Origin of the sequence: Bacillus cereus group sp. N14 (genome assembly GCF_016483555.1) — a bacterium.
Classification (GTDB): Bacteria; Bacillota; Bacilli; order Bacillales; family Bacillaceae_G; genus Bacillus_A; species Bacillus_A wiedmannii.
Map to the genome: position 1 here is coordinate 440350 of NZ_JAEHBQ010000002.1, position 25581 is coordinate 465930.

A 25581-nucleotide genomic window follows, 5' to 3' on the forward strand; every position below is an offset into this window, starting at 1 on the left:
ATTCATATCATATAAAAAGGAATGGTGATTGTAATGAGAATGGTAGATATTATTGCGAAAAAACGTGACGGCAAAGAATTAACGACTGAAGAAATCAAATTCTTTATTAATGGATATACAGACGGAAGTATTCCTGATTATCAAGTGAGTGCACTTGCAATGGCAATCTTCTTTAAAGATATGACAGATCGCGAACGTGCAGATTTAACGATGGCGATGGTTGAGTCTGGAGAAACGATCGATTTATCAGCAATTGAAGGAATTAAAGTAGACAAACATTCAACTGGCGGTGTTGGTGACACGACAACATTAGTATTAGGACCATTAGTAGCTGCTTTAGATGTACCAGTAGCAAAAATGTCTGGTCGTGGTTTAGGACATACAGGCGGAACAATTGATAAATTAGAAGCGGTAGAAGGATTCCACGTTGAAATTACGAAAGAGCAGTTCATTGATATTGTAAACCGTGACAAAGTAGCTGTTATTGGACAAACTGGAAACTTAACACCTGCAGATAAAAAGATTTATGCATTACGTGATGTAACAGGAACAGTAAACTCAATTCCTTTAATCGCGAGTTCAATTATGAGTAAAAAAATTGCAGCTGGTGCTGACGCAATCGTACTTGATGTAAAAACAGGTGCTGGCGCATTTATGAAAACAGAAGAAGATGCAAAAGAATTAGCACATGCAATGGTACGTATCGGAAATAATGTAGGACGTCAAACTATGGCTGTTATTTCAGATATGTCACAACCGCTTGGTTTTGCGATTGGTAACGCTCTAGAAGTGAAAGAAGCGATTGATACGTTAAAAGGTGAAGGTCCAGAAGATTTAACGGAATTAGTACTTGTATTAGGTAGCCAAATGGTCGTACTTGCGAAAAAAGCAAATACATTAGAAGAAGCTCGTGAAATGCTAATTGAAGTTATGAAAAACGGAAAAGCAACTGAGAAGTTTAAAGAGTTCTTAAGCAATCAAGGCGGAGATAGCTCAATTGTAGACAATCCAGAAAAAATGCCACAGGCGAAGTATGTAATTGATGTACCAGCAAAAGCTTCAGGTGTTATTTCTAACATTGTTGCAGATGAAATCGGTATCGCAGCTATGTTACTAGGTGCTGGCCGTGCGACAAAAGAAGATGAAATTGATTTAGCAGTAGGATTAATGTTACGTAAAAAAGTTGGCGATGCAGTAAAAGAAGGCGAGCCATTCGTAACAATCTATGCGAACCGTGAAAATGTAGAAGATGTAAAAGCTAAAATTTATGAGAACATTTCTATCGCCGAAACAGCAGTTGCTCCTAAATTAGTTCATACAGTTATTACTGACTAATCATAATTACGTTTACTTTGAGGAGGAAAAAATATGGATAAGAAAAAATATATCGAAGAAGCAAATAAGATGTTATCAAAAGCATATATTCCGTATTCGAAATTTCCTGTTGGTGCAGCGTTAGTTACGAAAGAAGGTAAAATCTATACTGGTTGTAATATAGAAAATGCTTCTTATGGTTTATGTAACTGTGCAGAAAGAACAGCAATCTTTAAAGCAGTATCAGAAGGTGAGCTCGATTTTAGTTACTTAGTTATTACAGGCGAAACAGACGGACCGATTTCACCATGTGGTGCTTGTAGACAAGTGATTGCTGAATTCTGTGAACCGAAAATGCCAGTTTTACTAATGAATGTAAAAGGCGATGAAAAAGAAGTGACTGTTGAGCAATTACTTCCAGGTGCTTTCTCAATAGAAGATTTAAAATAAGTTGAAAAGCCATTCCGCAATTATTAATTGTGGAATGGCTTTTTTATTTTCAAAAGTTGAATGTAATATTTTGTTCATATTCCGTTCATAAACTTTGCGTAAAATGATTGCAGCGAATATAGAAAGTTTACAGCAGGAGGAACAGAATGAAGAAATTATATAATGCAGCATTCATTTACTTAATTATCGGTTTATTATCAGGAGTATTTGCAAGAGAGTATTCGAAAGCACAAGGAATTAAAGGATCCACAATGTTGCAATTAGTGCATACACACGTATTAGTGCTCGGCTTCGTCTTCTTTTTAATCGCTTTGGCTCTATTTAAAGTATTTCATGTCCATGAAACAAAGAGTTTTCATGCGTGGTTTGTTGTTTATAATGTAGGAGTAATTTTTACTGTCGCTACAATGCTATGGAGAGGGCTTCTACAAGTAAATGGAACTGACTTTAATGGTTTAAGCCATATGGCTGGATTAGGTCATGTTATTATAAGTATCGGGCTCGTTTGGTTTATGATTTTGCTCAAAAAGTCTTTTAAATAGATAGGTGTGGGGGAGAGTATGATAGCACTTTTATCAAGTATTGTAGCAGTTTGTATGGCTTTTGGGGTCATGTTTCTTCGCTTTAAAGCAGCGAAAAAACCGGTAACGAAAAAGAAAATTATATTACCGCCAATTTTTATGAGTACTGGTGCAATGATGTACTTCTTACCAGAGTTTCGATTAACATCGTTAGAAATAGTAGAGGCGATTAGTATAGGACTTATTTTCTCTATATTTCTTATTAAAACAACTAAGTTTGAAATAAGAAACGAACATATATATATGAAACCGTCAAAAGCATTCATCTTTATTTTAGTAGGCTTATTGGCTGTACGAGTAGCGTTAAAATCGTATTTAAGTCAATCAATTGATTTAGCAGAGTTAAGCGGAATGTTTTTCTTACTTGCATTTGCGATGATTGTATCGTGGAGAATTGCGATGTATCGTTCGTATACTAAATTAGAAAAGACAATAAAAAGAGCTGGAATTTCTATATAGGAAATCCAGCTCTTTTTATGTTTTATTAAAATTCTTTAGCGCGGAACTCATTTGCTTAATTTTAAACGTATTTGAGCATCTTGTAATGCGGCTGGTGTAACGTTAAGACCATGTTGATCAACAATTTTTGTGTTTAATAAAATGGAATCTAAACTTCCACGAAATGTTTTTGTATAGTTTTGACGCAACATTTGTTGTTCTTGTTTTTCATCAACTGTTAATCCAGATGCTTTTTCTTTTTTTGATAATTCGTTAATACGGAATAAAATGTTTTTCATTTGTTTCACCTCTAGTTAGATTCAATTACATTAGTTACTTACTAATGTATAGTTATTGTAACCTATCTTTTAATAAGTGTCAATGCCTATAAACATTCCTTGTTTTGTAAGTGTATGGGGTGATAAATAATGAAAAAACTACAAATATTTGAAATAGAAAAGATGTTAATATACAATACCTTAGTAGGGTATATAAAGTATTATTTTACTTTATGAGAGTAATAAGCAAAAAGGAGTATGTAATAATGAATGCAGTAATTTCAAAGAAAGAAACAATCATCTCATATACGATTGCTATTTTATTTATTTTAGCTATGGTAACAGCTGGTGTGTTATTAAATGATCCGGAAGTCATTTTGCCAGAAATAGCTGCGATGGCAGTTGCTTTATGGGCATATCGTGAGCCAGGGTGGCTAAGACAACCTGATAAAATTTTTATTGCACCGTCAATAACGGCTGTGATAGGTTTTATGGTGAATCAAATGGATATAGCCTATTTAGGGAAAGTAAGCTTAACGCTTGTATTCATGATGCTGTTTTTACGTGTAATTCAATCCAATTTAGCACCATCAATTGCGACAGGTTTATTACCATTAGTAACAAATGCGACGGAATGGTCATTTGTTATCGCGGTATTTGCTTTAACATTTATTTTAATGATAGGTGTTCTTATATTTAAATTGAACAACGGTATTGAGCGAAAAGTGCAAATACAGTATAAATATATGACTGTATTTCTAATACTAAATTTCGTATGGATCAGTTTATGTTGGATAACTGGTTATGAACAATTAGCAGTTATTCCACCAATATTAGTTGTTGTGTATGAATCACTTCAAAAGCCGATGTACAATGAAAAAATGGCTTTTAAACAAATATTAGTATTAACTGCATCTGCAACTGTTGGAACGTTATTGTACTTTACGATTGATTCATGGATTGTAGTCACTTTATTAAATATGATATTAATGCTTATTTTATTAAAAATCGTTGGAGTACGTATTCCAGCAGCGTATGCATTTCCACTATTGCCGCTCGTATTTCCAGATGAAATGATAAAGATGTTACCAGTAGCTTCATTTGTTGCGGGAGTATTTTTATTTGGTGCAGTACTACTGTATAAAAAGTGGGAGATGAAGCAAAAGGGTATGCAAATGTAGAGAAGGAAATACAATCCTTAGTTAGCATAAAAAATAGACACCTGCGGGTGTCTATTTTCATTAAATGAAGTTTAGCTTAACTCATTTAAACAATTAACAAGTTCTGCCGCTTTAGAAAAGAATGGTGAATGATCAGCTTCCAAAGTAATTATTTTCGTGCAAGGGGTCTCTGTATTCATTCGGCGCTGAAAATCAATCGGAATCGCTCTATCTAGAGTCGTTTCGATATAAATACGATCTATAGTTCCGAAGTTCTCTGCAGATATTTTTATCTCTTGCTGGAATGGACCTAGTGGTTGAGGACGCATTTGTTTGAAAGAAGATTCTTTAATAGCTTCATTTTCTGTAGCATTTAAAAATGTTTGTTCAGTCAACTCTGGTATAAGTTCTGCAGTCATGTCATTCTCATTAATTGAGAATTGTGGACCAGCTTCACCATCTAATTTACTACCAAGACTTTCTCCGTTTTGTGGTAAGAATGCACAAAGATATACTAATTTATCGATTTTATTTGGTATAAGTTCAGCTGTTTGCGTGATTACAATTCCACCCATACTATGTCCAACAAGAATAACTTTTTCATTTTGTTGATCTATAGTAGCTGTTACTGCATTAACATAAGAATCCAACGTTATATTTTGGGAGGGAGTCATATCTTTCCCGCTTCCAGGTAAGTCTAGTGTAATAACTGTGTGACCTAAAGCCTCAAGCTGAGGTTTTACTAATTCCCATGCCCATTCACCTTGCCATGCTCCATGTATTAAAATGTAAGTACTCATTTAATCAACACTCCTCTAATGTTTATATGCCTTATTTTTTCGTAATATTGATGGTGTATACTTAGTGTATAGGAAGTGGTTTGATAAATATAATGAAGGTTATTTATAGATGATATAAATATCTTTTATATAAGGAGAACAGAATGAACGTTTTTGATTTTAAAGTTTTTAAAAATGTGGCTCGGTTGAACAGCATTAGTTTAGCAGCGAAAGAATTACATATGACACAGCCGGCTATAACTCATATCATAAACAAATTAGAGAAACGATATGCTATAACGTTATTTGATCGCTCTAGACAAGGAACGATTCTAACTGAAAATGGCAAAGAATTTTTAGTTGGTGTGAATCGACTTCTAATGGAGTATGAAAAACTTGAGGAAACAGCTTTCCAGTTGAAGAATAAAAGCTTGTATAAAATTGTACTAGCTACGTATCCTTCCGTTACTGTATATTGTTTGGCGGAGTGTATTCAACTAGGGAATATTGATCATAGTCAATATGTACTTGCAGTTCGAGAAGGAAGTTATCAAGAAGTGTTAGATTGGCTATCATCAGGTAGTGCAGATTTTTCTATTTCTATAAAAGAAAATTTAATACAAGGATTTCATTATGATGTCATTGGTGAAGATCCGTATGTTATGGTTTCTTCAAAAAAAGTTCCGCCTAACCTTACTATTAATGATATAAAAAATTATCCTTTTATTATGCCGCTTTCTGGTTGCAAAGAAGTGCTCGAACCGTATTTGATGAAAAATGAAATAACAGTTAATAAAGTGATGGAGTCAGAATCAATTAGTTCAGCATTAGCACTTACTATACAAGTTAATGGCATAACAATCGTTCCGTTATCAGGACTACATAAGCAAATTATTCATGACTTCATTGTACAGCCGATAGAAATTACAATTCCACGACAACTTATTATGCAATGGTCACCTAAAAAAGAGAATGACCCGCTGTTTCTCGCGTTTGTTAAGAATTTATTAGCTCAACTACAGCAAAAGAAAAAATGAATATAATATTACAAAAGATAAGCTCATTTCACTAGAGCTTATCTTTTGTATGTATTACCAATAAAGAGCGGTATCATAAAGTCCGATTAAAATAAGGAGAAAACCAGCTATACGCTGAATGCTATTTCCTATTTTCCTGCTCTTCTTCAGTAATGCCCCGTTTAATCCCAGATAGGAGATGAAGGACATTAATACGACGATAGGAAGAGCAGTTCCTATCGAAAAGAACGTTGGAAACAAGTACCCGTAATTAAATGATAAAGATAAAGGGATTAACGTTCCAAAAAATAGAACGAACATAGTCGGACAAAAAGCTAAGGAAAAGAAGAATCCGAGTAAAAATGAACCAACTTCATTTTGATTTCGTATAAATTTAATCGAGAAGAAATATCTTCTTTTTATAATACCTGACAACAGTAGCCCCATTAAAATTAATAGGGGTCCCATCATTTTTCGTAACCATGGGAAATACAAAGTTAATATTTGCTGAATCTCTTTTCCTAAGAACCATACTAATAGTCCAAGTGTCGTAAAAGCTATTATTTTTCCTAAAATGAATAACAGTATATGTTTCCATGCATGTCCCTTTTGTAAAGATTGATTGCCATAAAGTGTAATAGCACTAATGTTTCCTGTTAATTGGCAAGGAGCAAGGGTACCTACTACGCCTAATAAAAACGCAAATAAAAGAGGTACTGATTTCGTAGCATTCGCGACATCCATTAAAGGAGACATGAGTTGATAGCTCCATTCACTAATTGTTGAAAACAAGTTATATTCACCCTTCTAATTAAATTGGAATGCTCCCTCTTTAGTAATCTGCTTCCACGTTTTACCCTCATCTGTAGAAAGGAACACATTTGCTTTCAGTGTAGCAAATACGATTTCAGCTGAATTTTGAGGGTTTTGTGATATGTACATAATTGCATCTTTAGCATCTAAAGATGGAGTTTGTATATTTGTCTCTTCATTTGTAGCAATTGATTTCTTCATTATCATTTGTTTATTGATAGGGGCGTAAATAACATCTTCATTACTTAATGTAACTGCTGTCGATTCAAGTGATGTAGATAATAGTTCAAATGTATTTCCGTAATCTGTAGATAAGTAAACACCGTCTTTAGCACTTACCGCGACTACACTAGCTTGATCCGGATGTACGGAAAAGGAATGAATCGTACTCGAAAGACCTTTTAACTTACTATTTTTCCAATCTTGTCCGTTGTTCGTACTAAAATAAAAACCTTGTTGTAATTTAGAATTTGGACGCTCATTGTATAAATAAATTGCTTCCGTATTATATCCGACAGCAAGGTTATGAAAATCAGATTCTCCGTAAAAAGCTAGCTTTTCAAGGGTATTACCGCCATCAGAACTTTTCATTAATCCTAAAGGGTTTTTTAAATTTGCTCCTGGTTCAGGATGACCGCTGGCAAAGAATCCGTTCTTCGTTGCTTGAAATCCCATATAATCATGTAATCCAGTCTTAGTTTCAAGCCATTTTCCATTATGATAAACTTTTATCCCGCTATGAGTGGCGATAGAAACCCCAGGCATATTTCCTGCATAGCCAATTCCGTGAATGTGCTCGATTTTTCCAGATGTAATTTCTTTATAGAAGTCTTGCGGACTCGTATTTGCTGTTTCTATATTTTTTGACTCAGATTGCACCGTTTCTTTCTTCACGGGTGCTGTTTCGGTATTGCTAGAACATCCAGTAATTATGAATAAGGAAGTAATTGCTAACCCAGTTGCTACATAATGTTTCAAAGTTGTGGCTCCTTTCCTATATATGAGATTTTAAGTATATGGAATAAATGTCAAGAAATTGTGGAGTTGTATGCATAATGTAGATTAGAGGGGTACTAGTAAGGGGGATTTTCCTTTTTCTATGAGTACTATTAATTGACGAAAAATTGTAACAATAATAAAATGAATTGATTAGATAATTAGTTTTTTAATCATACATAGAACGCTAGGGGGATTATTATGAAAGCAACATTTTTTGCTCAAAATAGAGAACGATTAGTAAACACATTACCAGACGAATCTATTACTATTTTATTTGCGGGACAAGCACCTCATATGTCAGCGGATGCACATTATAAATTTGTGCCGAATCGGAATTTTTACTATGTAACAGGAATCGATGAACCAAATGTTATTTTCATGTTGAAGAAGGTTGGAAATAGTGTTGAAGAAACACTTTTTATTGAAAAGTCAGATCCAGTAATGGAAAAGTGGGTCGGTAAAACAGTTTCTAACGAAGAAGCAGAGAAAATTTCGGGTATAAAGAAAGTTGTATATTTAGATAGCTTTGAAAAGACAATGTCAAATATACTTTTTACAGAAAATGTGAAGCATCTATATTTAGATTTAGAGCGTCGTGAATGGAATGGTACAGAGACAAAAACAAAAACATTAGCATTTGCTAAACATGTAAGAGAACAATATCCACACGTAACAATTGGTAATGTATATCCGAATATTTGTGAATTACGAGTGTTTAAAAAAGAAGAAGAAATTGAAATTATGAAAGAGGCGATTGCTGTAACGAAAGACGGTATTTACAACGTACTTAAGCATGCAAAAGCAGACATGATGGAATATGAATTAGAAGCTCAGTTTGATTTCATACTAAAATCATCTGGCATTAAGCATCATGCTTTCAATACAATTTTGGCAAGTGGGAAAAATGCTACAGTTCTTCATTATGAAGATAATGATGCACAAATTCAAAATGGCGATTTAGTACTGCTAGATTTAGGCGCTCAAAAAAATTACTATAACGCTGATATTAGTTATACATTCCCGGCAAATGGAACATTCTCTAGTCGCCAAAAACAAATTTATAATATTGTATTAAAAGCATTGAAAGAAACAACAGAGATTATTAAGCCAGGCTTAAAGTTCGCTGCATTAAATGAGCATGCTAAAAAAGTACTTGCAGAAGGGTGTAAAGCAGTTGGTTTAATACAAGAAGATGAGGAACTGTCTAAATATTATTATCATGGTGTCAGCCATTTCCTTGGTTTAGATACGCATGATGTAGGGACATACAAAGATAGAGTGTTAGAAGAAGGCATGGTTATAACAATTGAACCTGGTCTTTATATTGAAGAAGAATCAATCGGCATTCGTATTGAAGATGATATTCTTGTAACGAAAGACGGACATGAAAACTTGTCAAAAGATATCATTAGAGAAGTTGAAGAGATTGAAGCGTTTATGAGAGAAAACAATGTAAATGTAAAAAAAGATGAAGTTGTTACGAAATAACCATTAGAAGAGGCGCTCAATTTTGGGCGTCTTTTTATTTAGCTCATTGTATATCTCCATATTTTCTTGAAAATCATTTTTTATAATGATTTTGAAAAAGAAAAAGGAGGGGTTTCCATGAAGAGATTTGTGTTAACAGCAGTTACAGTCTTTGTCATATCTTTAATTGCTGCATGTTCTTTGGCCACAAATACAACAAACGATCATAAAAATATGAATGATAAAAAAACTAAACGAACTGAAACGGCTACAAAATCATTGGAAATTGTTAAGGGACCAGAAGTTACTTTAATAGCGAAAGAAGAAAAGCAAAAATTAAGTAACGGTGTTATTGTTCCGGTCTGGACATTTAATGGCTCATCTCCTGGTCCAGAAATTCGGGTGAAAAAAGGTGAAAAGGTGAAAGTGACATTAAAAAATGAACTATCTGCACCGGTATCTATTCATTGGCATGGGTATCCTGTTCCAAATAACATGGATGGAATTCCAGGTGTGACGCAAGATGCGGTTGAACCTGGAAAAAGTTTCACCTATGAATTTGAAGCGAACGTACCAGGAACGTACTGGTATCACTCGCATCAAGATTCTGTAAATCAATTAGATAGAGGATTATATGGTGCTCTCGTTGTAGAAGATACAAATGAAAAGTATGATAAAGATTACACATTAATGTTAGATGAATGGATAACAGATAAAGAAGAGATTAATAAACAGTTAAAAGAAATGACAAAAGGAAAAACAGAAAAAGCAGACGGTAATAAATCTAGTAAGGATAATGAAAATGCGAAAAAGAATGATGATAAGAACAGCATGGATCATTCTGGTATGAACATGGACAGTGATAAAAAAGACCCTGGCAATATGGCAGGAATGGACCATGGAAATATGAAGATGGAAGGTCATGATATGAGTATGTATGATTTATTCACAATCAATGGAAAAAGCGGTGATTTAGTAGCGCCGTTGAAAGTGAATAAGGGAGATAAAGTTCGTCTGCGACTCGTTAATGCTGGTTATTTATCACATGATATACATGTTCACGGTCATGTGATAAAAGTAATTGCAACAGATGGTCAACCAATAAACGATCCAAAAGTTATAAAGGATCAAGTAATTTCAATCGCACCTGGTGAACGTTATGATATTGAATTTACTGCTAATAATCCTGGGAAATGGTATGTTGAAGACCATTCAGCAAATAAAGGTGCAAAAGGAATGAAAGCTGTTATTGAATATGATGGCAGCAAAGAGATGATAGATAAAGCAGATGAAAAAGAAAAATTATCGAAATTAGATATGACGAAATATGGTGCTAAAAAACTAGGTAGTTTCACGTTAAATCAGCAGTATACTGCCACATATAATATGGACTTAAATACGCAAATGAATGGAAATGAAATGGTATATACAATTAACGGAAAGGTATTTCCAGATATTGATCCAATTCCAGTGAAAAAGGGCGATTTAGTTAAAGTGAAATTGGTAAATCGTTCTAAAATGGACGATCATCCGATGCATTTACACGGTCACTTCTTCCAGGTGTTGAGTAAAGATGGAAAACCGATAGAAGGCTCTCCAATTGTGAAAGATACATTGAACTTAAAACCAGGAGAAGAATATGAAGTAGCCTTTGCAGCAGACAATCCGGGTGATTGGATGTTCCACTGTCATGATTTACACCATGCTTCCGCGGGGATGGTAACAGAAGTGAAATATACAGATTATAAATCTAACTATGTTCCCAACCCAAACATTCCTAATAAGCCAGAATAATATGAAGCAGTTATCCTATGGATAGCTGCTTATTCATTTTCGGTGCAAGAGTCAATGTATATGTTGATCATGCCCGGGGGAAGGTGGGGGAGTATGATCTGGGAATGTCACGAATACGGCAACGATAATTACCACACTAATTGAAAGTAATAATAAAAAACGCCTTTGGATAAAAGCAGAAAAAGTTTCTGATAAAAGTTGAATTATACATGACATAGTTATTGTTATCGTAAGTAAAAGGCTAATAAACAGTATACTATGAGCTTGTTGAGCGTTTAACATTTCTGTAATCATTGCTCCCATCATACTTGCCATTAATCCAGAGAACATCCCTTCTAAAGCAGTATATAGGTGAAAACGTAGACCGACTAAAAAACCGATACAACCACTAATTAATATAGCAAGCAAAGTAGAATAGAGTAATTCTCCTTTAAAAAGAATTCCTAAATAAAATCCGATACTTAAACCGATACTCATACTAAAAGACATAATAAATACCATATACTCCATTAGGGTACCGTTACGTTTAGAAATGTAAGATGTAATAAGAATCGAGATACAACAAAGTGTTAAGGTGGTTGCTGTGTAAGCGAACATTATGATACCTCCCTGTCCTATCATTCATTTCATCATATGTTCATATGGAGAGTTCTTATGCTTATTTATATCTGCATATTATCTGCACAATTTAATTAATGTGAGTAAGAAGGCTCCTGATTTTTTGGACGTCTTTTTAATTATGAGCATGTGAATGTAAGAGTTAAATGAAGAGTTTCTATTGTGAAGCCATAAAGAATAAGCGTATAATATTATAGTTATCCCATTATGGGGAGTAACCCGCGAATGATAAATAAGATTGTTGTTTTATCATCGCCTCTAAACAGATAGACAATGAAAGTAACACTGGAATACGGATAGGGAGTTATAAAATGAAATTAATTATTGCCGAGAAACCAGATCAAGGTTTGGCTCTTGTTTCACAGTTTAAATATCGCCGGAAAGATGGATATTTAGAAGTGGAAGCGAATGAGTTATTTCCAAATGGAGCGTACTGTACATGGGCAATTGGTCATTTGACGCAGTTATGTAATCCAGAACATTATCACGCAGAGTGGAAAAAATGGTCACTTAATACGTTACCGATGATTCCAGAGCGATTTCAATTTGAAGTAACAAAGTCGAAGTATAAACAGTTTAACGTTGTGAAACAGCTGTTACATAATCCTCAGGTAACAGAAATTATTCACGCGGGCGATGCCGGGCGTGAAGGGGAATTGATTGTACGAAACATTATTAATCTTTGTAACGTACAAAAGCCGATGAAACGTCTTTGGATTTCATCTTTAACGAAGCAAGCTATATATCAAGGATTTAAAAACTTGCTTGATGAATCAGATACTATCAATACGTACTATGAGGCGTATACAAGGTCATGTGCGGACTGGGTCGTTGGTATGAATGCATCGCGTGTCTTTAGTATTTTGCTAAAGAAAAAAGGAATGAACGATGTATTTTCAGCTGGACGTGTACAAACACCGACACTCGCATTAATTGTAAAGCGTGAAAAAGAAATAGAAAACTTTAAGTCGGAGCCGTTTTGGGAAGTGTTCGCAACCTTTAATATAGAAGGAAAGAAGTATGAGGGGAAATGGGAGAAGGATAGTGAATCCCGCTTAAAAGACCCTGATATGGCAAATAAAATTGCAGCATTTTGCCAAGGTAAACCGGCTGTAGTAAAAGAAATGAAAACGGAGCGTAAAGAGTTTCAGCCACCGTTTTTATTTAATTTATCAGCACTGCAAGCGACAGCTAATAAAGCTTTTAAATTTTCACCGAAAAAGACGCTTGATATAACACAAGCACTATATCAAAAAGGGATAGTTTCTTATCCGCGTTCGGATTCTAACTATGTTACACAAGGAGAGGCAGCGACGTTCCCTGATATTTTACAGAAGTTAAGTCAGTTTGATGAATATAAAGGTTTATTACCGGCTCCGGTTGAATCAATTATGAATAATAAGCGTTATGTGAATGAAAAGAAAGTAACAGATCACTATGCCATTATTCCGACAGAGCAAGTTACAAATCCAAGCAAACTATCAGGTGATGAAAAGAAAATTTACGATATGATCGTAAGAAGACTGATTGCGGCGCATTATGAAGTTGCAATCTTTGACTACACAACGATTACAACTCTTGTAGACGAACGTGCTGAATTCATTTCAAAAGGAAAACAGCAAATACAAGAAGGTTGGCGTAAAGTTATTTTCCAAGACGATAAAGATGACGAAACGATTCTTCCAATTGTAGCTGAGGGTGAACAAGGAAAAGTTGTAAAGGTGAAAGTGAAAGAAGGAAAAACACAGCCACCGAAGCGTTATACAGAAGGTCAACTTATTACGTTAATGAAAACGGCAGGTAAGTATTTAGAGAACGAAGAGCTTGAGAAAGTATTAAAGAAAACAGAAGGTTTAGGTACAGAGGCAACTCGCGCTGGAATTATTACGATGCTGAAAGACCGTAAATATATAGATGTGCAGAAAAACCAAGTGTATGCAACCGATAAAGGGAAAGTATTAATTACCGCAATCGGTGATAAAATACTGGCTTCACCAGAAATGACAGCGAAATGGGAGCAGCGCCTTGCGGAAATTGGGGAAGGTACAGCATCACCAGCTACATTTATGGAACAAACGAAAAAGCTATCAGCGAAAATTATTGAAGATGCAGTGGAAATGTCGGAGAAGTGGGATTTCACTGGATTACATGTTGAATCGATTGAGCGAAAAGGATCGAAATTTACAACTGGTAAAAAGGTTGGTAGTTGTAAAAAATGTGATGGCGACGTGATTGATAAGTCAACGTTTTACGGTTGTTCTAACTACAACACAACGCAATGTGATTTTACCATCTCGAAGAAAATATTAAGTAAAACAATTTCACAAAAGAATATGACAAAGCTCTTAAAAGGTGAAAAGACCGATTTAATTAAAGGCTTTAAAAAAGGCGAGAAAACGTTTGATGCGATGTTAGAGTGGAAAGAAAATAAGATTAATTTTGTGTTTGAGAATTAAGTGATTTCAACAAATAAAAGCTTTTGTAACAGGTAAGGTTTGGGGAAATATGGATAGAGAAGAAAAAGCATGACAATTTTATGTCATGCTTTTTTATTTTATAATTACAAAATTTTGTGTACTAATATTAAAAAGGAAGGACTTTAATGTGACATTTCGAAAATTCCTTATTCTTGATTATATTCTATAAAGACTTAAGTTTTCCTCGTGCCCTGTACGTACACCGAAGATACTTAAAAAATTTGTCATGATTTTTTGGGAAATAGAAAATCCAAGGTTTAAATAGCAATACCGGTTCTGCGGGTGGCTTAATAACATTTATCGATGCTGCATTGCTTATATACTTGATTAAATCGTCTGAAGGATTTATACATGTTAAAAAATTGAATTGTTTAAGATTATTTGGATCTCCGTTGTTAATGCCTATTACAATTAAGGAATTCAAGGACCAAGCTTGATTGGATTGTGTAAAACCGGAAACCGAAAGAGGCCCATAAGCTTGTAAAAGCGTCTGCCAATCCCCCAAAACCCAATCAAAGTTGTTTATTCCTTCTAATTCAACTGTCCCTATTAGTTCCTTGTAGGTATTATCGTATAAACTTGAATAAAGTCCTATATTGTTGATGTAAAGTTCCTTAAACTTTTGGTCCAATGAATCCATGATATCATTTAACATTCTGCTCATCCAACTGAGGAAAAGAAATCATTATGAAATTGATTCAAGTGAAGAAGAAAATATTTTCGGAAAATTAAAAAGTTTCATATCTTAATCTATTGACATCCAAATATTGTAATGCTAATCTAAACATACCGACGTCCTGTATGTTTAGATTAGAAGAGGTGTGTAAATGAAAATTAAAGATTCAAAGCAAACAATTGAAAAAATATTAACGGTGTCAGCAACGCTGTTTAGTGAGAAGGGATTTGATAAAACGAGTATACAAGATATTGTTGATTCTATTGGAATGTCACGTGGTGCTATTTTTCATCATTTTAAGTCGAAAGAAGATATATTAGATGCAGTTATAGAACGACATTTAAATTATACTTACGAGATGTTGGAGCAATTAGCTAACAGCGTTGATTCAGTAAATAGTAGGGATAAGCTGATAAAAATCTTAGAGATACTTATATCAGACAAGAATATTCATACGATTGATAGTGTTCTAAATGTCCAAATTAAAAATCCACAGTTTGTTATTCAAAGAATAAAAAAAGGTGTAACAAAAGAAGCGTTAATTTTTAAAGAAATTATAGAACAAGGGATAGCTGATGGATCAATTGAAACTGAATATCCTAATGAATGTGCAGAAGTTTTTATGTTTTTGATAAATATTTGGACGAATCCAGTTCTATTTAATCGTAAAAAAACAGAAACAATTAGGCGGCTGATTTTTATGCAATATATGATGAGGCAACTAGGTGTTGATATTGTGAGTGACAAATTAATAGAATCACTTATGGAGAATTATCCGAATGTAGAAGATGGTGATATAGATGAATAGTTTTGCGGTAAAAATAGATAAATTGGTAAAAACATTTGCTGGTTCAGAGGTGATTAAAGGCAGCGCAATGACGGTGAAAGCCAATACCATATATGGATTCTTAGGTGCCAATGGTGCAGGGAAAACAACAGTGTTTAAAATTTTATCAGGATTATTGGTTCCTACATCTGGGAAGGTTGAAATTTTTGGAATGGATATAACGAAAAATCGCGAGTTGATATTAAAAAATATAGGAACTTTAATTGAAGTCCCAGTATTTTATGAGCATTTATCAGCAACTGAGAATTTAAAATTTCATTTAGCATATATGAATGTGGAAGGATTTGGAGTTTCTGAAGTCTTAGAAATGGTAGGCCTTACTCAAACGGGCGACCAACCAGTTTCTAAATTTTCATTAGGAATGCGACAAAGGTTAGCAATAGCACGTTCGTTCATTCATAAACCTAAGCTTTTAATTTTGGATGAGCCAGTAAATGGACTAGATCCACTTGGAATTCAAGAAATGAGGGTGTTATTTAAAAATTTATCTAAAAATTACGGGATGACCATTCTTATTTCAAGCCATATTCTTAGTGAACTTGAACATATTGTAGATTCAATTGGAGTCATTGTAAATGGAGTGGTTGTAGAAGAAGCACTTTTAGAAGAAGTAAAGACAAAATCTCCGAAAGGATTAGAAGAATATTTCTTTAAAATTATGTCGGGAGGAAAAGTATGTGTTTAATATAATACAACTTGAAATTAGAAAAAATAAAATAAATACGTTTATTTTGGCGAGTGTTATTTCTAGTATTGGTTTACTTGCTTTTATCTATTTTATTGCATTTGTTGCACAACAAACGAATGAAGTTCAATTTCAGAACTATACTAATATCTATAAATTTACTACTTTAATGGGGATGATTGTTTTTTCATGTATATCATCTGTAATGTATACTCGCTTTATTATTGAAGAATATAAAGGTAAACAAATGACATTGTTATTTTCTTATCCTATTAATCGAAAGAAAGTTTTATTTGCAAAGTTACTTATTGTACTTGGTTTTACTACGGTGTCTATGATTATTTGCACTGCTATACCTATCATTATTTTTAGTTTAACAGAAAAAATTTCTCCTATTGTTCCAGACACTCTTTCACAGCAAGATATTTTTTCTACATTGTTAATGATTGTAATTACTGCTTTTATAACAAGTATGGTAGCCCTTATTGCTATGAGAATAGGTTTTATTAAAAAATCAGTTCCAATTACAATTATTTCTGCTTTCGGATTAATTGCACTTTTAGGGAATACTGTGGCATCTGGCTATGATAAGCCTATGTTAGGTGTCATTATATTAGTAATAATTGCTGCTATTGGAATCTTAGTTGCTCTTGAATTGATGCAGAGAGTAAATCGGATGGAAATAGATTAATTGAGGAGGGAAACTAATGGATAATTACCAGGAAATAGTTGAATTGAATGGGAGACGTAAAATAGAGATTCATATTAAAGGAGGAATTATTTTTTGTCATGCAATAAAAGGAACAAAATTAGTTATAAATGGATCGTTAGGACGGCATTGTAAGGGAATGGAAATAAATCAACTATCGAATTGTTTAATTTTAAAACAAAAAGTTCGCTTTACTCCAATTCTTATGGTTGGATTTCCTAAATCGGTTTATTTAGACATAGGTATTCCAGAGGATATGATCGATTATCTAGTTATTAATCAAGATATTGGTGAACTGACCCTTGAGGGACTGCGAGGTGAAAAAATAGAAGCTAAAACGAAGGCTGCAAAGTTGAATGTAAAAGATGTCTTATGTGATTCTTTAGATTTAAAGGTTGGCAGTCGTCCGGCAGATATTCAATTATTAAGAAAAATTCGACATACTAATGTACAGTCTATTTCAGGGAAAATTAAACTAGAGATGGCTGAAGTAGGTGGGGATTTGAATTGTTCACCTGGTGCAGCAGGGGCTTATATTAAGATTCCACCCAGGGCAAATGTACAAATAAATAAAAGTGGGATTAGAAAGTGTGCAGTAAAGGCTAGATTATCAGGAGAGCAACTTTATCAATTCAATTTAAAAGCAAATTTAGGAGAGATAAGAGTTGTAAATTAACAAAGAAAAAAGGGGGGAGAGTATGGAAAAAATTAAGTTGTTTTGTCTGCCATATGCAGGTGGATCAGCATCTATGTATTATCAACTAAAAGGATATATGCATAAAATAGTAGATGTAATCCCAATTGAATATTCAGGGCATGGAGAACGTATTTCAGAAAATTATTATGCGAGTTTCAAAAATATGGTAGACGATATAGCAAGTAAGATAATTGATTATTTGGATGATGATCCGTTTTCTATTTTAGGTTATAGTATGGGAAGTTTAGTAGCTTTTGAAGTTTACTATGAAATACTTAAGCGTACAGGGAGAAAGCCACTTCATCTTTATTTTGTAGCAAATGGTCCTCCGGAAGAAAAAGATAATAATTTAAAAGTATCTAATATGTCATCTGATAGAGTAGTTGAAAATATAAGAAGTCTAGATGGTTATGATTTTTTGTTAGAAGATAAAGAACTATTAGATTTGTGTGTGAAAAATTTTGAAGTTGATTTTAAACTATATAAAGAATATAAATACACTAAAAAAGAAGAAAAATGTTTGTCTAACATATCAATTATTTATTCTGAGGAAGATAATGTAGATGATAATATTTTTAAATGGGCAAAGTATACTGCAAGATTTTGTAATTATAAAAAAATGAAGGGGAATCATTTCTTTATTAATACTCATATAAAAGAATTGGCAAAAGAAATAAATGATACGTTATTAATGGAACTTAAGTACTTATAAACAAATATTATTTAATTTTAGGTGGGAGAATATGCTGAAAAATAATGCGGATGTCAAATTTCAAAAAGATGGTAATTTTAGGGAGAAGGCAATAGAAACTTTTTTATTTGATGAACATGTGTATCAATCAATTGTAAATTTTTGTGATAAAAATAATGTTAAACTACTACAATTTTTTTCTGCATTATGGGCTTTTCAAACTGGTAAGTCGATGGGGAACGATATTGTAACCATAGGTAACTTTGATATTGAGAATTCATTTAATTATAAAAGTTATGAGATAAATATGGAGCAAACAATTATAGACTTAATTAATAGCAAAAAGGATAAATCTTCTACAAAATTAACTGAATTGAATTTTGGGAATTTTGGATATAATGATTTTTCAGGTGTAGTTTTATACCAGTTGGAAAAAAACAGAAATTCAGTCAACAAAGGGGACTTTCAATTAGAAATTGGTTTGCAGCAAACAGAGGATAAACTGAAGATAGTTTATAATTTTGATACAGATTCTATTAGTAGTATGATGCTAAAGCTTTTACATAATAGAATAGAAATGATATGTAAACAAGTTATGTCAAGGCAAGCAATCTTACTAAAAGATATAGAAATATTACATGAATTAGAAAAACAACAAGTTTTAATAAAATATAATGAAACGTATTCTGAATATCCAAACAATAAAACGATCATTGAATTGTTTGAGGAGCAAGTAAATAAAACCCCTAATGCTATCGCTATAGAATTTGCAGGACAAGAACTAACTTATCAACAGTTCAACGCTAGAACTAACTATTTAGGTAAGTTACTGAGAGAGAAGGGGGTAGGACCTGATAAGATTGTAGCTATAATAACAGATAGATCGATTGAAATGATCTTGGGGATTTTTGCAGTCTTAAAAGCTGGAGGTGCTTATTTACCTATAGATCCTTCTCAACCAATTGATAGGATAAATTATATTCTTGAAGATAGTGGTACAGATATTTTGTTATCAGGGCATGGTGCTGACAATGTAATTAATAATATTATTAACAATGTAGCTATTATCGACTTAATTGGTTGTAAGGAAGAGATAGCAACGAATCTAGAACATATATCAAAACAAAATCATTTGGCTTACGTCATATATACATCAGGTACTACTGGGAATCCTAAAGGGGTTATGGTCGAAAACAGGAATTTAATGAATTTAATTTATTGGATGCTTAAAGATGACTTTAATGAAACAGAAGTGATTATGCAAAAAACAACATATGCATTTGATTTATCGATTTGGGAAATGTTCTTATGGTGTATAAGAGGTGCAAAATTATTTCTTTTGCCTAAAGAGGATGAGAGAGATTTTCAAAAAATTGCAGAGAAAATCAAGAAGCATAATGTTACGAGATTATCCTTTGTACCATCAGTATTAGAGGAATTCCTTTTTTATACAGATGTGAATAAATTGACTTCACTAAAAAGAATACAGTTATCAGGTGAGGCGCTTCCTATAGAACTAGCAAATAAATATAATGAAAACTATTGTGTTGGCGCAAATCTTGTAAATTCATACGGTCCAACTGAAACGACAGTATTTGCTACTTCACATATGGTTCCGATAAATGAGAAACAAAAAGGAATTCATATAGGAAAGCCTATCGCAAACACCCAAATATATATTATGAATAACGAACACCTTTGTGGTGTTGGGATGGTTGGTGAAATATATATTGGTGGTGAAGGAGTAACGAGAGGTTATTTAAATAAACCTCAGCTTACAGCGGAAAAATTTGTAGAGAATCCGTTTAAACCTGGAGATACAGTATATAGAACAGGTGACTTAGGTCGTTGGTTAGAAAGTGGAGATATTGAATACTTAGGTAGAATTGATGATCAAGTAAAAGTAAGGGGATACCGAATAGAGCTTGGGGAAATAAAAACAAAAATAAGAGAAATTGAAGGTATTCAAAATGCTGCAGTTGTACTGAAAGAACTAGATGGCGAAAAATATTTATGTGGTTATATAGTTGCTGACAGAAAGATGAATGTAAAGAAAGTAAAAGTTCAATTAGAAAAAAATTTACCAGAATATATGATTCCAACATATATTATCCAAATGGAAAGTTTGCCGGTAACAAGAAATGGGAAATTGGATAAGAATGTCCTACCAAATCCCAAACATATTTCTTATGAGAAATATGTTGCACCAAGAGATGAAACGGAACGATATATTTCAGGGATATTTCAAGAAATCTTAAGGGTAAATCGAGTGGGAATTGATGACAGTTTCTTTGAACTGGGAGGGCATTCTCTAAGAGCGATAAGACTTGTGAACATGCTTGAACAAAAGTATGGGACACGGATTCCTCTACGAAAAATTTTAGAAAATAGTACAGTGCGAAAGCTAAGCGAAGAAGTAAAGAGGGATGCAAATCGAGAACAGCATGTACCGATTAAAAAACAACCTGAAAAAAATTACTATGAAATGAGTTCGGCGCAAAAAAGGTTGTATGTAATTGATCAGATGCAAGAACCGAATATTACATATAATATTCCACTAATGATTAAATTTGATGAGAAGATTAATACTAAGCAGCTATATAATGCGTTAACTAAACTTACAGAACGGCACGAATTATTAAGAACGCATTTTGAGCAGATAAATAATAAATTTATTCAGGTTGTAGAAGATCGAGTAGAAATCGATTTTAGTCATATAGAGGAAAAAAATACAGAAATATTAAATGTTTATAAGAAGTTTATCAAGCCTTTTGATTTAAAAAAGGCACCTTTGATGAGAACGATGGTTATTGAAACTGAAAAAAATGAAAGCATTCTATTAATTGATATCCATCATATTATTTATGATGAGGGGTCAGCTCAAATATTATTAAATGATTTAGCTAACTTTTATAACGGAAAAAAATTACCAGAACTTAATATTCAGTATAAGGACTATAGTGTATGGGAGAATGCTAGAGATTTAAATGAGCAAAAGCAATATTGGTTAAATGAGTTTTCTGATGAAATACCTTTACTTAATTTGAAAACTGATTTTCCGAGGCCGCAGTATCAAAGTTATTCTGGGAAAAGAGCTATTACAAAACTAAGCAAACATATAAAAGAATTAGTAAGAGGCGTTCAAGTAAAAACAGGTGCTACGGAATATATGATTGTATTGTCTACTTTTATGTTGTTGCTTAACCGGTATAGTCGACAAGAAGAAATTGTAATAGGTAGTCCAGTAGCTGGAAGGACTCATGTAGATACTCAAGATATATTAGGGATGTTCGTAAATACATTGGCTATTAAAGGTAATTTACATCCTGATATGAAATATATTGAGTTAATACAACAACTCAAAGAAAAATGTTTAAGAGCACTTGAAAATCAAGATTATCCATTTGAAGAATTAGTAGAGAATATAAGGGTCGAAAGAGATGCATCAAGAAACCCTATTTTTGATGTTATGTTTGTGTTGCAAAATAATGAATCTACCGAGCTAACATTTGGAAAACAAAAAGCACAAGCAATAGAAATGGATAATAACACGGCAAAATTTGATTTAACAGTTAGTATGACGGAAAGTGAAGATGGGTATGAGCTCATTTGGGAATATAGCACGGATTTATTTAAAGATGAAACGATTGAACGTATGAGCCAACATTTTTCACAGTTATTGACTAATACTTTGAAAAATCCACAAAAGGAACTATGTGAATTTGAGTTGTTGAGTGAGGAAGAGCGACAAAAAGTACTAATTGAATTTAATGATACAGAGGTTACATACTCTCAAGATAAAACGATTATTGAGTTATTCGAAGAGCAAGTGGAGAGAACGCCTGATAATATAGCATTAGAATTTGGACAAATATCTCTTACTTATAGAGAACTTAATTCTAAAGCTAATTATTTAGGAGAGGTGTTGAGAAAAACAGGGGTGAAACCAGACTCTGTTGTGGGAATAACTTCAGAAAGATCTCTGGAAATGGTTATCGGAATATACGGAATTTTAAAATCTGGAGCAGCATATTTACCAATTGATCCAAAGAGTCCAAGAAACAGAATGGAATTCATAATTGGAGATTCTAATATTAAAATAATGTTAGGTGGTCCTGGTAGTAAGGACTTGTTAAATGGTTTATCTGATATTGTGATTATTGATATTACAGAATGTAATGAAGAAAGAGAAAGTAACTTAAAGGTGATATCAAAACCGAATCATTTAGCGTATGTAATTTATACGTCTGGGACTACAGGCATGCCTAAAGGAGTAATGATTGAAAATAGAAATATTGTCAATCAAGTATTTTGGCAAATAGAGAACGGTAATTACACTGAAAAATCAGTTATTGTTCAGAAAACAGCATTTTTCTTCGATGGTTCAGCTTGGGAAATTTTCCCTTGTTCAGTAGCTGGATGTAAACTGAGCATACTTAATGAGGATCAAAATAAGGATCCAGGGGAACTTATAAAGTTTTTACCTCATAATCAGATAGCTCTCACACCATCAATGTTGAGGATGATATTAGAATATATAGAGGACCATGATCAAGCTGAGGTATTTCAATTAATTAATAAATTATATTTAGCTGCAGAGCCAATATCAAAAGATTTATTGGAAAGATTAAGAGAATTGATGGGGGGAAGATTCGGTAACTTATGTAATTTGTATGGACCTACAGAAACTACAGTTACTGCAACTTCTTATCATTTTAGTAATCAGGCAAATATAGAAAAAGTTCCAATTGGAAAGCCAATATCTAATACACAAGTTTATATAATGAATGGAAATACCTTATGTGGAATTGGAGTACCAGGCGAATTATGTATAGCGGGAGCAGGTGTATCGAGAGGTTATTTAAATAATCCTATGTTAACTGCTGAAAAATTTGTAGAAAATCCGTATAAACTAGGAGAGAAAATTTATCGTACTGGAGATTTAGCTTGTTGGCTAGAGGATGGTAATATTGAATATTTAGGTAGAATTGATGATCAAGTTAAGATTAGAGGATTTAGAATTGAACTTGGAGAGATTGAGGAGAAAATAAGAACTCTACCAGGAATCCAAGATGCTGTTGTAGTTGTAAAAGAAAATAATGATGAAAAATATTTGTGTGGTTATTTAGTGTGTAAAGCAGAATGGAATGTTTCTGAAATTAAAATGAAACTTAAAAGTATGTTACCTGATTATATGGTACCAACATACATTATGCAGATAAATAAGCTTCCAATTACTAGAAATGGGAAGCTGGATAAGAAGGCGTTACCATGCCCTGAATTTGTATTAGCAGAAAATTACGTCGCGCCAAGAAATAAAATTGAATCAGCTATTATAGAAATGTATAAAGAAATTTTGCATATAGAACAAGTTGGAATAGATAATGATTTCTTCGAATTAGGTGGGCATTCATTAAAAGCGACAGTTTTAGTGAATAGTATAGAACGAAAATTTGGAATGAGAATTCCATTACGTAAAGTAATGGAATTAAAAACTGTTCGGAATTTAGCTGAAGAAATTAAAGAGGTGGATGGATATAAACTATATTCGCCAATTGAAAAGCAAGTAGATCGTCATAGTTTTGAACTGACTTCAGCTCAAAAAAGGCTGTACATCATTGATCAAATGCAAGGGGAAAATATTATTTATAATACCCCTCAAATTTTAGAAGTGAATGGTTACCTTGATTTGAATAGGTTGGAAAAGGCATTTCAAAAGTTGATACAACGTCATGATATTTTAAGAACTCATTTTATTATGGAAAATGGAACACCAATTCAAAAAATAACTGACAGTATTGAATTTTTGTTAGAGTTTGAAGTGATAAATAAGGAACTAGATATTCAGCAATTATTAAATGAATTTGTAGAACCATTTAACTTAAGTGAATCGCCATTATTAAGAGCAAAAATTGTACAGATTACAGAAAATAAATCAATTTTAATAATTGATATTCATCATATTATTTGTGATGGAGTTTCAAAGAAGACTCTATTGGGAGATTTATCGAAGTTCTATGAAGGGAAATATTTAGCAACTCCAGAAATTCAATATAAAGACTATAGTGTATGGGAAAATAATAGGGAATTGTTTGGACAAAAGAATTATTGGTTAAATGAATTCGCAGAAGAAATACCGGTACTTGATTTAATTACAGATAATCCAAGAACTCAGAAGAAAAGTTTTAAAGGACAAAATATTATAACTAAATTAGGACTAAAATATAAGAATGCTATAAAACAGCTAGAAAAAGAAACAGGGGCAACAGAATATATGGTATTGTTGTCAACCTTCATGTTATTCCTAAGTAGATATAGCAGACAAGAAGAGATTGTTGTGGGAAGTCCTATATCTGGCAGAACTCACTCGGATACAATTGATATGCTGGGTATGTTTGTAAATACTTTGGCGATTAAAGGGAATATACAATCTTCACAAAGATTTATAGATTTGGTGGCACAATTACGAGAAAAATGCTTAAATGCGTTTGATAATCAAGAATATCCATTTGAAGAGTTAGTAGATCAACTTAGTGTTGAAGGGGATCCTTCTCGAAATCCAATTTTTGATGTCATGTTTGCATTTCAAAATAATGAGAATGAAAAGATAACATTTGGAGAAGCTGATGTTGTTTTATTGCCAACACCAAATAATGTATCAAAGTTTGACTTAACAATGAACATTGAAGGTATTGAAGATGGATATGAGTTGAATTGGGAGTATTGTACGGACTTATTTAAAGAAAAAACAATTGCTCGTATGAATGAACAATTTGTCCAATTATTGAAAAATGTTTTGAAAGACCCACAAAAGAAACTGTGTGAAATTGAATTGTTAACTGATACAGAAAAAGAAAAAGTTATTTATGAATTCAATAGGACACATATTGAATATCAAAACGATAAGACGATTATTGAAAGATTTGAGGAACAGGTGGAAAAAACTCCAGATAAAATAGCTGTAGAATATGAAGGGGAGAGCCTTACCTATAGACAATTGAATGCAAAGGCAAACACCATTGGGAAAAATTTAAGAGACAAGGGAGTACATACAGAATCCATTGTCGGAATTGTAACAAAGCGTTCGCTAGA

General features: G+C 33.0%; 21 protein-coding genes. 15 read left to right on the forward strand and 6 right to left on the reverse strand.

Translation table 11 applies throughout. The annotated features are described in order from the left end of the window. Nucleotides 1–33: 33 nt before the first annotated feature. The 4 genes from JDS82_RS05600 (at nucleotide 34) to JDS82_RS05615 (ending at nucleotide 2804) form a co-directional block, all read left to right on the forward strand. Complete coding sequence (locus tag JDS82_RS05600) at nucleotides 34–1335, forward strand: pyrimidine-nucleoside phosphorylase (RefSeq protein ID WP_002108542.1); 1302 nt, start codon at nucleotides 34–36, stop codon at nucleotides 1333–1335. Between the two features lie 33 nt (nucleotides 1336–1368). Then, complete coding sequence (locus JDS82_RS05605) at nucleotides 1369–1764, forward strand: cytidine deaminase (protein ID WP_199712844.1); 396 nt, start codon at nucleotides 1369–1371, stop codon at nucleotides 1762–1764. Nucleotides 1765–1910: 146 nt separating this feature from the next. Beyond that, nucleotides 1911–2306: a DUF2871 domain-containing protein gene (locus JDS82_RS05610; protein ID WP_000737865.1), complete on the forward strand. Its 396-nt coding sequence runs from the start codon at nucleotides 1911–1913 to the stop codon at nucleotides 2304–2306. 18 nt (nucleotides 2307–2324) lie between these two features. After that, nucleotides 2325–2804 carry a CcdC family protein gene (locus tag JDS82_RS05615; protein ID WP_048566913.1) on the forward strand — a complete coding sequence of 160 codons (480 nt, stop codon included), beginning with the start codon at nucleotides 2325–2327 and terminating at the stop codon, nucleotides 2802–2804. Between the two features lie 47 nt (nucleotides 2805–2851). On the opposite strand, the gene JDS82_RS05620 is transcribed toward JDS82_RS05615, so the two are convergent. Further along, on the reverse strand, nucleotides 2852–3082 hold the full coding sequence (locus tag JDS82_RS05620; RefSeq protein ID WP_000789775.1) for a DUF896 domain-containing protein: 231 nt from the start codon (nucleotides 3080–3082) through the stop codon (nucleotides 2852–2854). A gap of 245 nt (nucleotides 3083–3327) precedes the next feature. Between JDS82_RS05620 and JDS82_RS05625 the strand changes: the two genes are divergently transcribed. Beyond that, nucleotides 3328–4242 carry an HPP family protein gene (locus JDS82_RS05625; RefSeq protein ID WP_000994729.1) on the forward strand — a complete coding sequence of 305 codons (915 nt, stop codon included), beginning with the start codon at nucleotides 3328–3330 and terminating at the stop codon, nucleotides 4240–4242. A gap of 71 nt (nucleotides 4243–4313) precedes the next feature. On the opposite strand, the gene JDS82_RS05630 is transcribed toward JDS82_RS05625, so the two are convergent. Continuing rightward, on the reverse strand, nucleotides 4314–5021 hold the full coding sequence (locus JDS82_RS05630) for an alpha/beta fold hydrolase (protein WP_199712845.1): 708 nt from the start codon (nucleotides 5019–5021) through the stop codon (nucleotides 4314–4316). A 143-nt stretch (nucleotides 5022–5164) separates the two neighbouring features. On the opposite strand from JDS82_RS05630, the gene JDS82_RS05635 reads away from it, so the two are divergent. Beyond that, entirely contained in the window at nucleotides 5165–6037 is an 873-nt protein-coding gene (locus JDS82_RS05635) for a LysR family transcriptional regulator (protein WP_199712846.1), read from the forward strand. 54 nt (nucleotides 6038–6091) lie between these two features. Here the strand turns inward: JDS82_RS05635 and JDS82_RS05640 are convergent, their stop codons facing one another. Together JDS82_RS05640 and JDS82_RS05645 are read right to left on the reverse strand one after the other, a co-directional pair. After that, entirely contained in the window at nucleotides 6092–6808 is a 717-nt protein-coding gene (locus JDS82_RS05640; RefSeq protein WP_242474879.1) for an urease accessory protein UreH domain-containing protein, read from the reverse strand. Nucleotides 6809–6823: 15 nt separating this feature from the next. Further along, nucleotides 6824–7807, reverse strand: a complete 984-nt coding sequence (locus tag JDS82_RS05645) for a F510_1955 family glycosylhydrolase (RefSeq protein WP_048566917.1) — start codon at nucleotides 7805–7807, stop codon at nucleotides 6824–6826. A 219-nt stretch (nucleotides 7808–8026) separates the two neighbouring features. On the opposite strand from JDS82_RS05645, the gene JDS82_RS05650 reads away from it, so the two are divergent. Further along, nucleotides 8027–9316 (forward strand): aminopeptidase P family protein, encoded by a 1290-nt coding sequence (locus JDS82_RS05650; protein WP_199712847.1) that lies wholly within the window; start codon nucleotides 8027–8029, stop codon nucleotides 9314–9316. A 117-nt stretch (nucleotides 9317–9433) separates the two neighbouring features. Then, nucleotides 9434–11089: a multicopper oxidase family protein gene (locus JDS82_RS05655; protein ID WP_199712848.1), complete on the forward strand. Its 1656-nt coding sequence runs from the start codon at nucleotides 9434–9436 to the stop codon at nucleotides 11087–11089. A gap of 51 nt (nucleotides 11090–11140) precedes the next feature. Here the strand turns inward: JDS82_RS05655 and JDS82_RS05660 are convergent, their stop codons facing one another. Continuing rightward, nucleotides 11141–11686, reverse strand: a complete 546-nt coding sequence (locus JDS82_RS05660) for a hypothetical protein (protein ID WP_000458503.1) — start codon at nucleotides 11684–11686, stop codon at nucleotides 11141–11143. 332 nt (nucleotides 11687–12018) lie between these two features. On the opposite strand from JDS82_RS05660, the gene topB reads away from it, so the two are divergent. Continuing rightward, nucleotides 12019–14163 (forward strand): DNA topoisomerase III, encoded by a 2145-nt coding sequence (gene topB, locus JDS82_RS05665; protein ID WP_000766780.1) that lies wholly within the window; start codon nucleotides 12019–12021, stop codon nucleotides 14161–14163. A 184-nt stretch (nucleotides 14164–14347) separates the two neighbouring features. Here topB and JDS82_RS05670 read toward each other — a convergent pair whose 3' ends face one another. Beyond that, nucleotides 14348–14839, reverse strand: coding sequence for a hypothetical protein (locus JDS82_RS05670; protein WP_000930863.1), 492 nt, complete (start codon nucleotides 14837–14839; stop codon nucleotides 14348–14350). Nucleotides 14840–15011: 172 nt separating this feature from the next. Here JDS82_RS05670 and JDS82_RS05675 point away from each other — a divergent pair, with 172 nt between their 5' ends. The 6 genes from JDS82_RS05675 to JDS82_RS05700 all read left to right on the forward strand — a co-directional run. Further along, nucleotides 15012–15668, forward strand: a complete 657-nt coding sequence (locus JDS82_RS05675) for a TetR/AcrR family transcriptional regulator (protein WP_000692812.1) — start codon at nucleotides 15012–15014, stop codon at nucleotides 15666–15668. Further along, nucleotides 15661–16392 (forward strand): ATP-binding cassette domain-containing protein, encoded by a 732-nt coding sequence (locus JDS82_RS05680; RefSeq protein WP_001083811.1) that lies wholly within the window; start codon nucleotides 15661–15663, stop codon nucleotides 16390–16392. Before JDS82_RS05675 ends, JDS82_RS05680 begins: the two co-directional genes overlap by 8 nt. Next, nucleotides 16385–17083 carry an ABC transporter permease gene (locus JDS82_RS05685; RefSeq protein ID WP_000481846.1) on the forward strand — a complete coding sequence of 233 codons (699 nt, stop codon included), beginning with the start codon at nucleotides 16385–16387 and terminating at the stop codon, nucleotides 17081–17083. The genes JDS82_RS05680 and JDS82_RS05685 overlap by 8 nt, the downstream gene beginning before the upstream one ends. Before the next feature lie 16 nt (nucleotides 17084–17099). Beyond that, the gene (locus JDS82_RS05690; RefSeq protein ID WP_000371059.1) at nucleotides 17100–17777 is read left to right on the forward strand and encodes a DUF4097 family beta strand repeat-containing protein; all 678 of its coding nucleotides are present in this window, start codon (nucleotides 17100–17102) and stop codon (nucleotides 17775–17777) included. Between the two features lie 22 nt (nucleotides 17778–17799). Then, complete coding sequence (locus tag JDS82_RS05695; protein WP_048566920.1) at nucleotides 17800–18510, forward strand: thioesterase II family protein; 711 nt, start codon at nucleotides 17800–17802, stop codon at nucleotides 18508–18510. A 31-nt stretch (nucleotides 18511–18541) separates the two neighbouring features. Further along, nucleotides 18542–25581: non-ribosomal peptide synthetase (locus JDS82_RS05700; RefSeq protein WP_199712849.1), on the forward strand; the 7040-nt coding region annotated here is incomplete at its 3' end.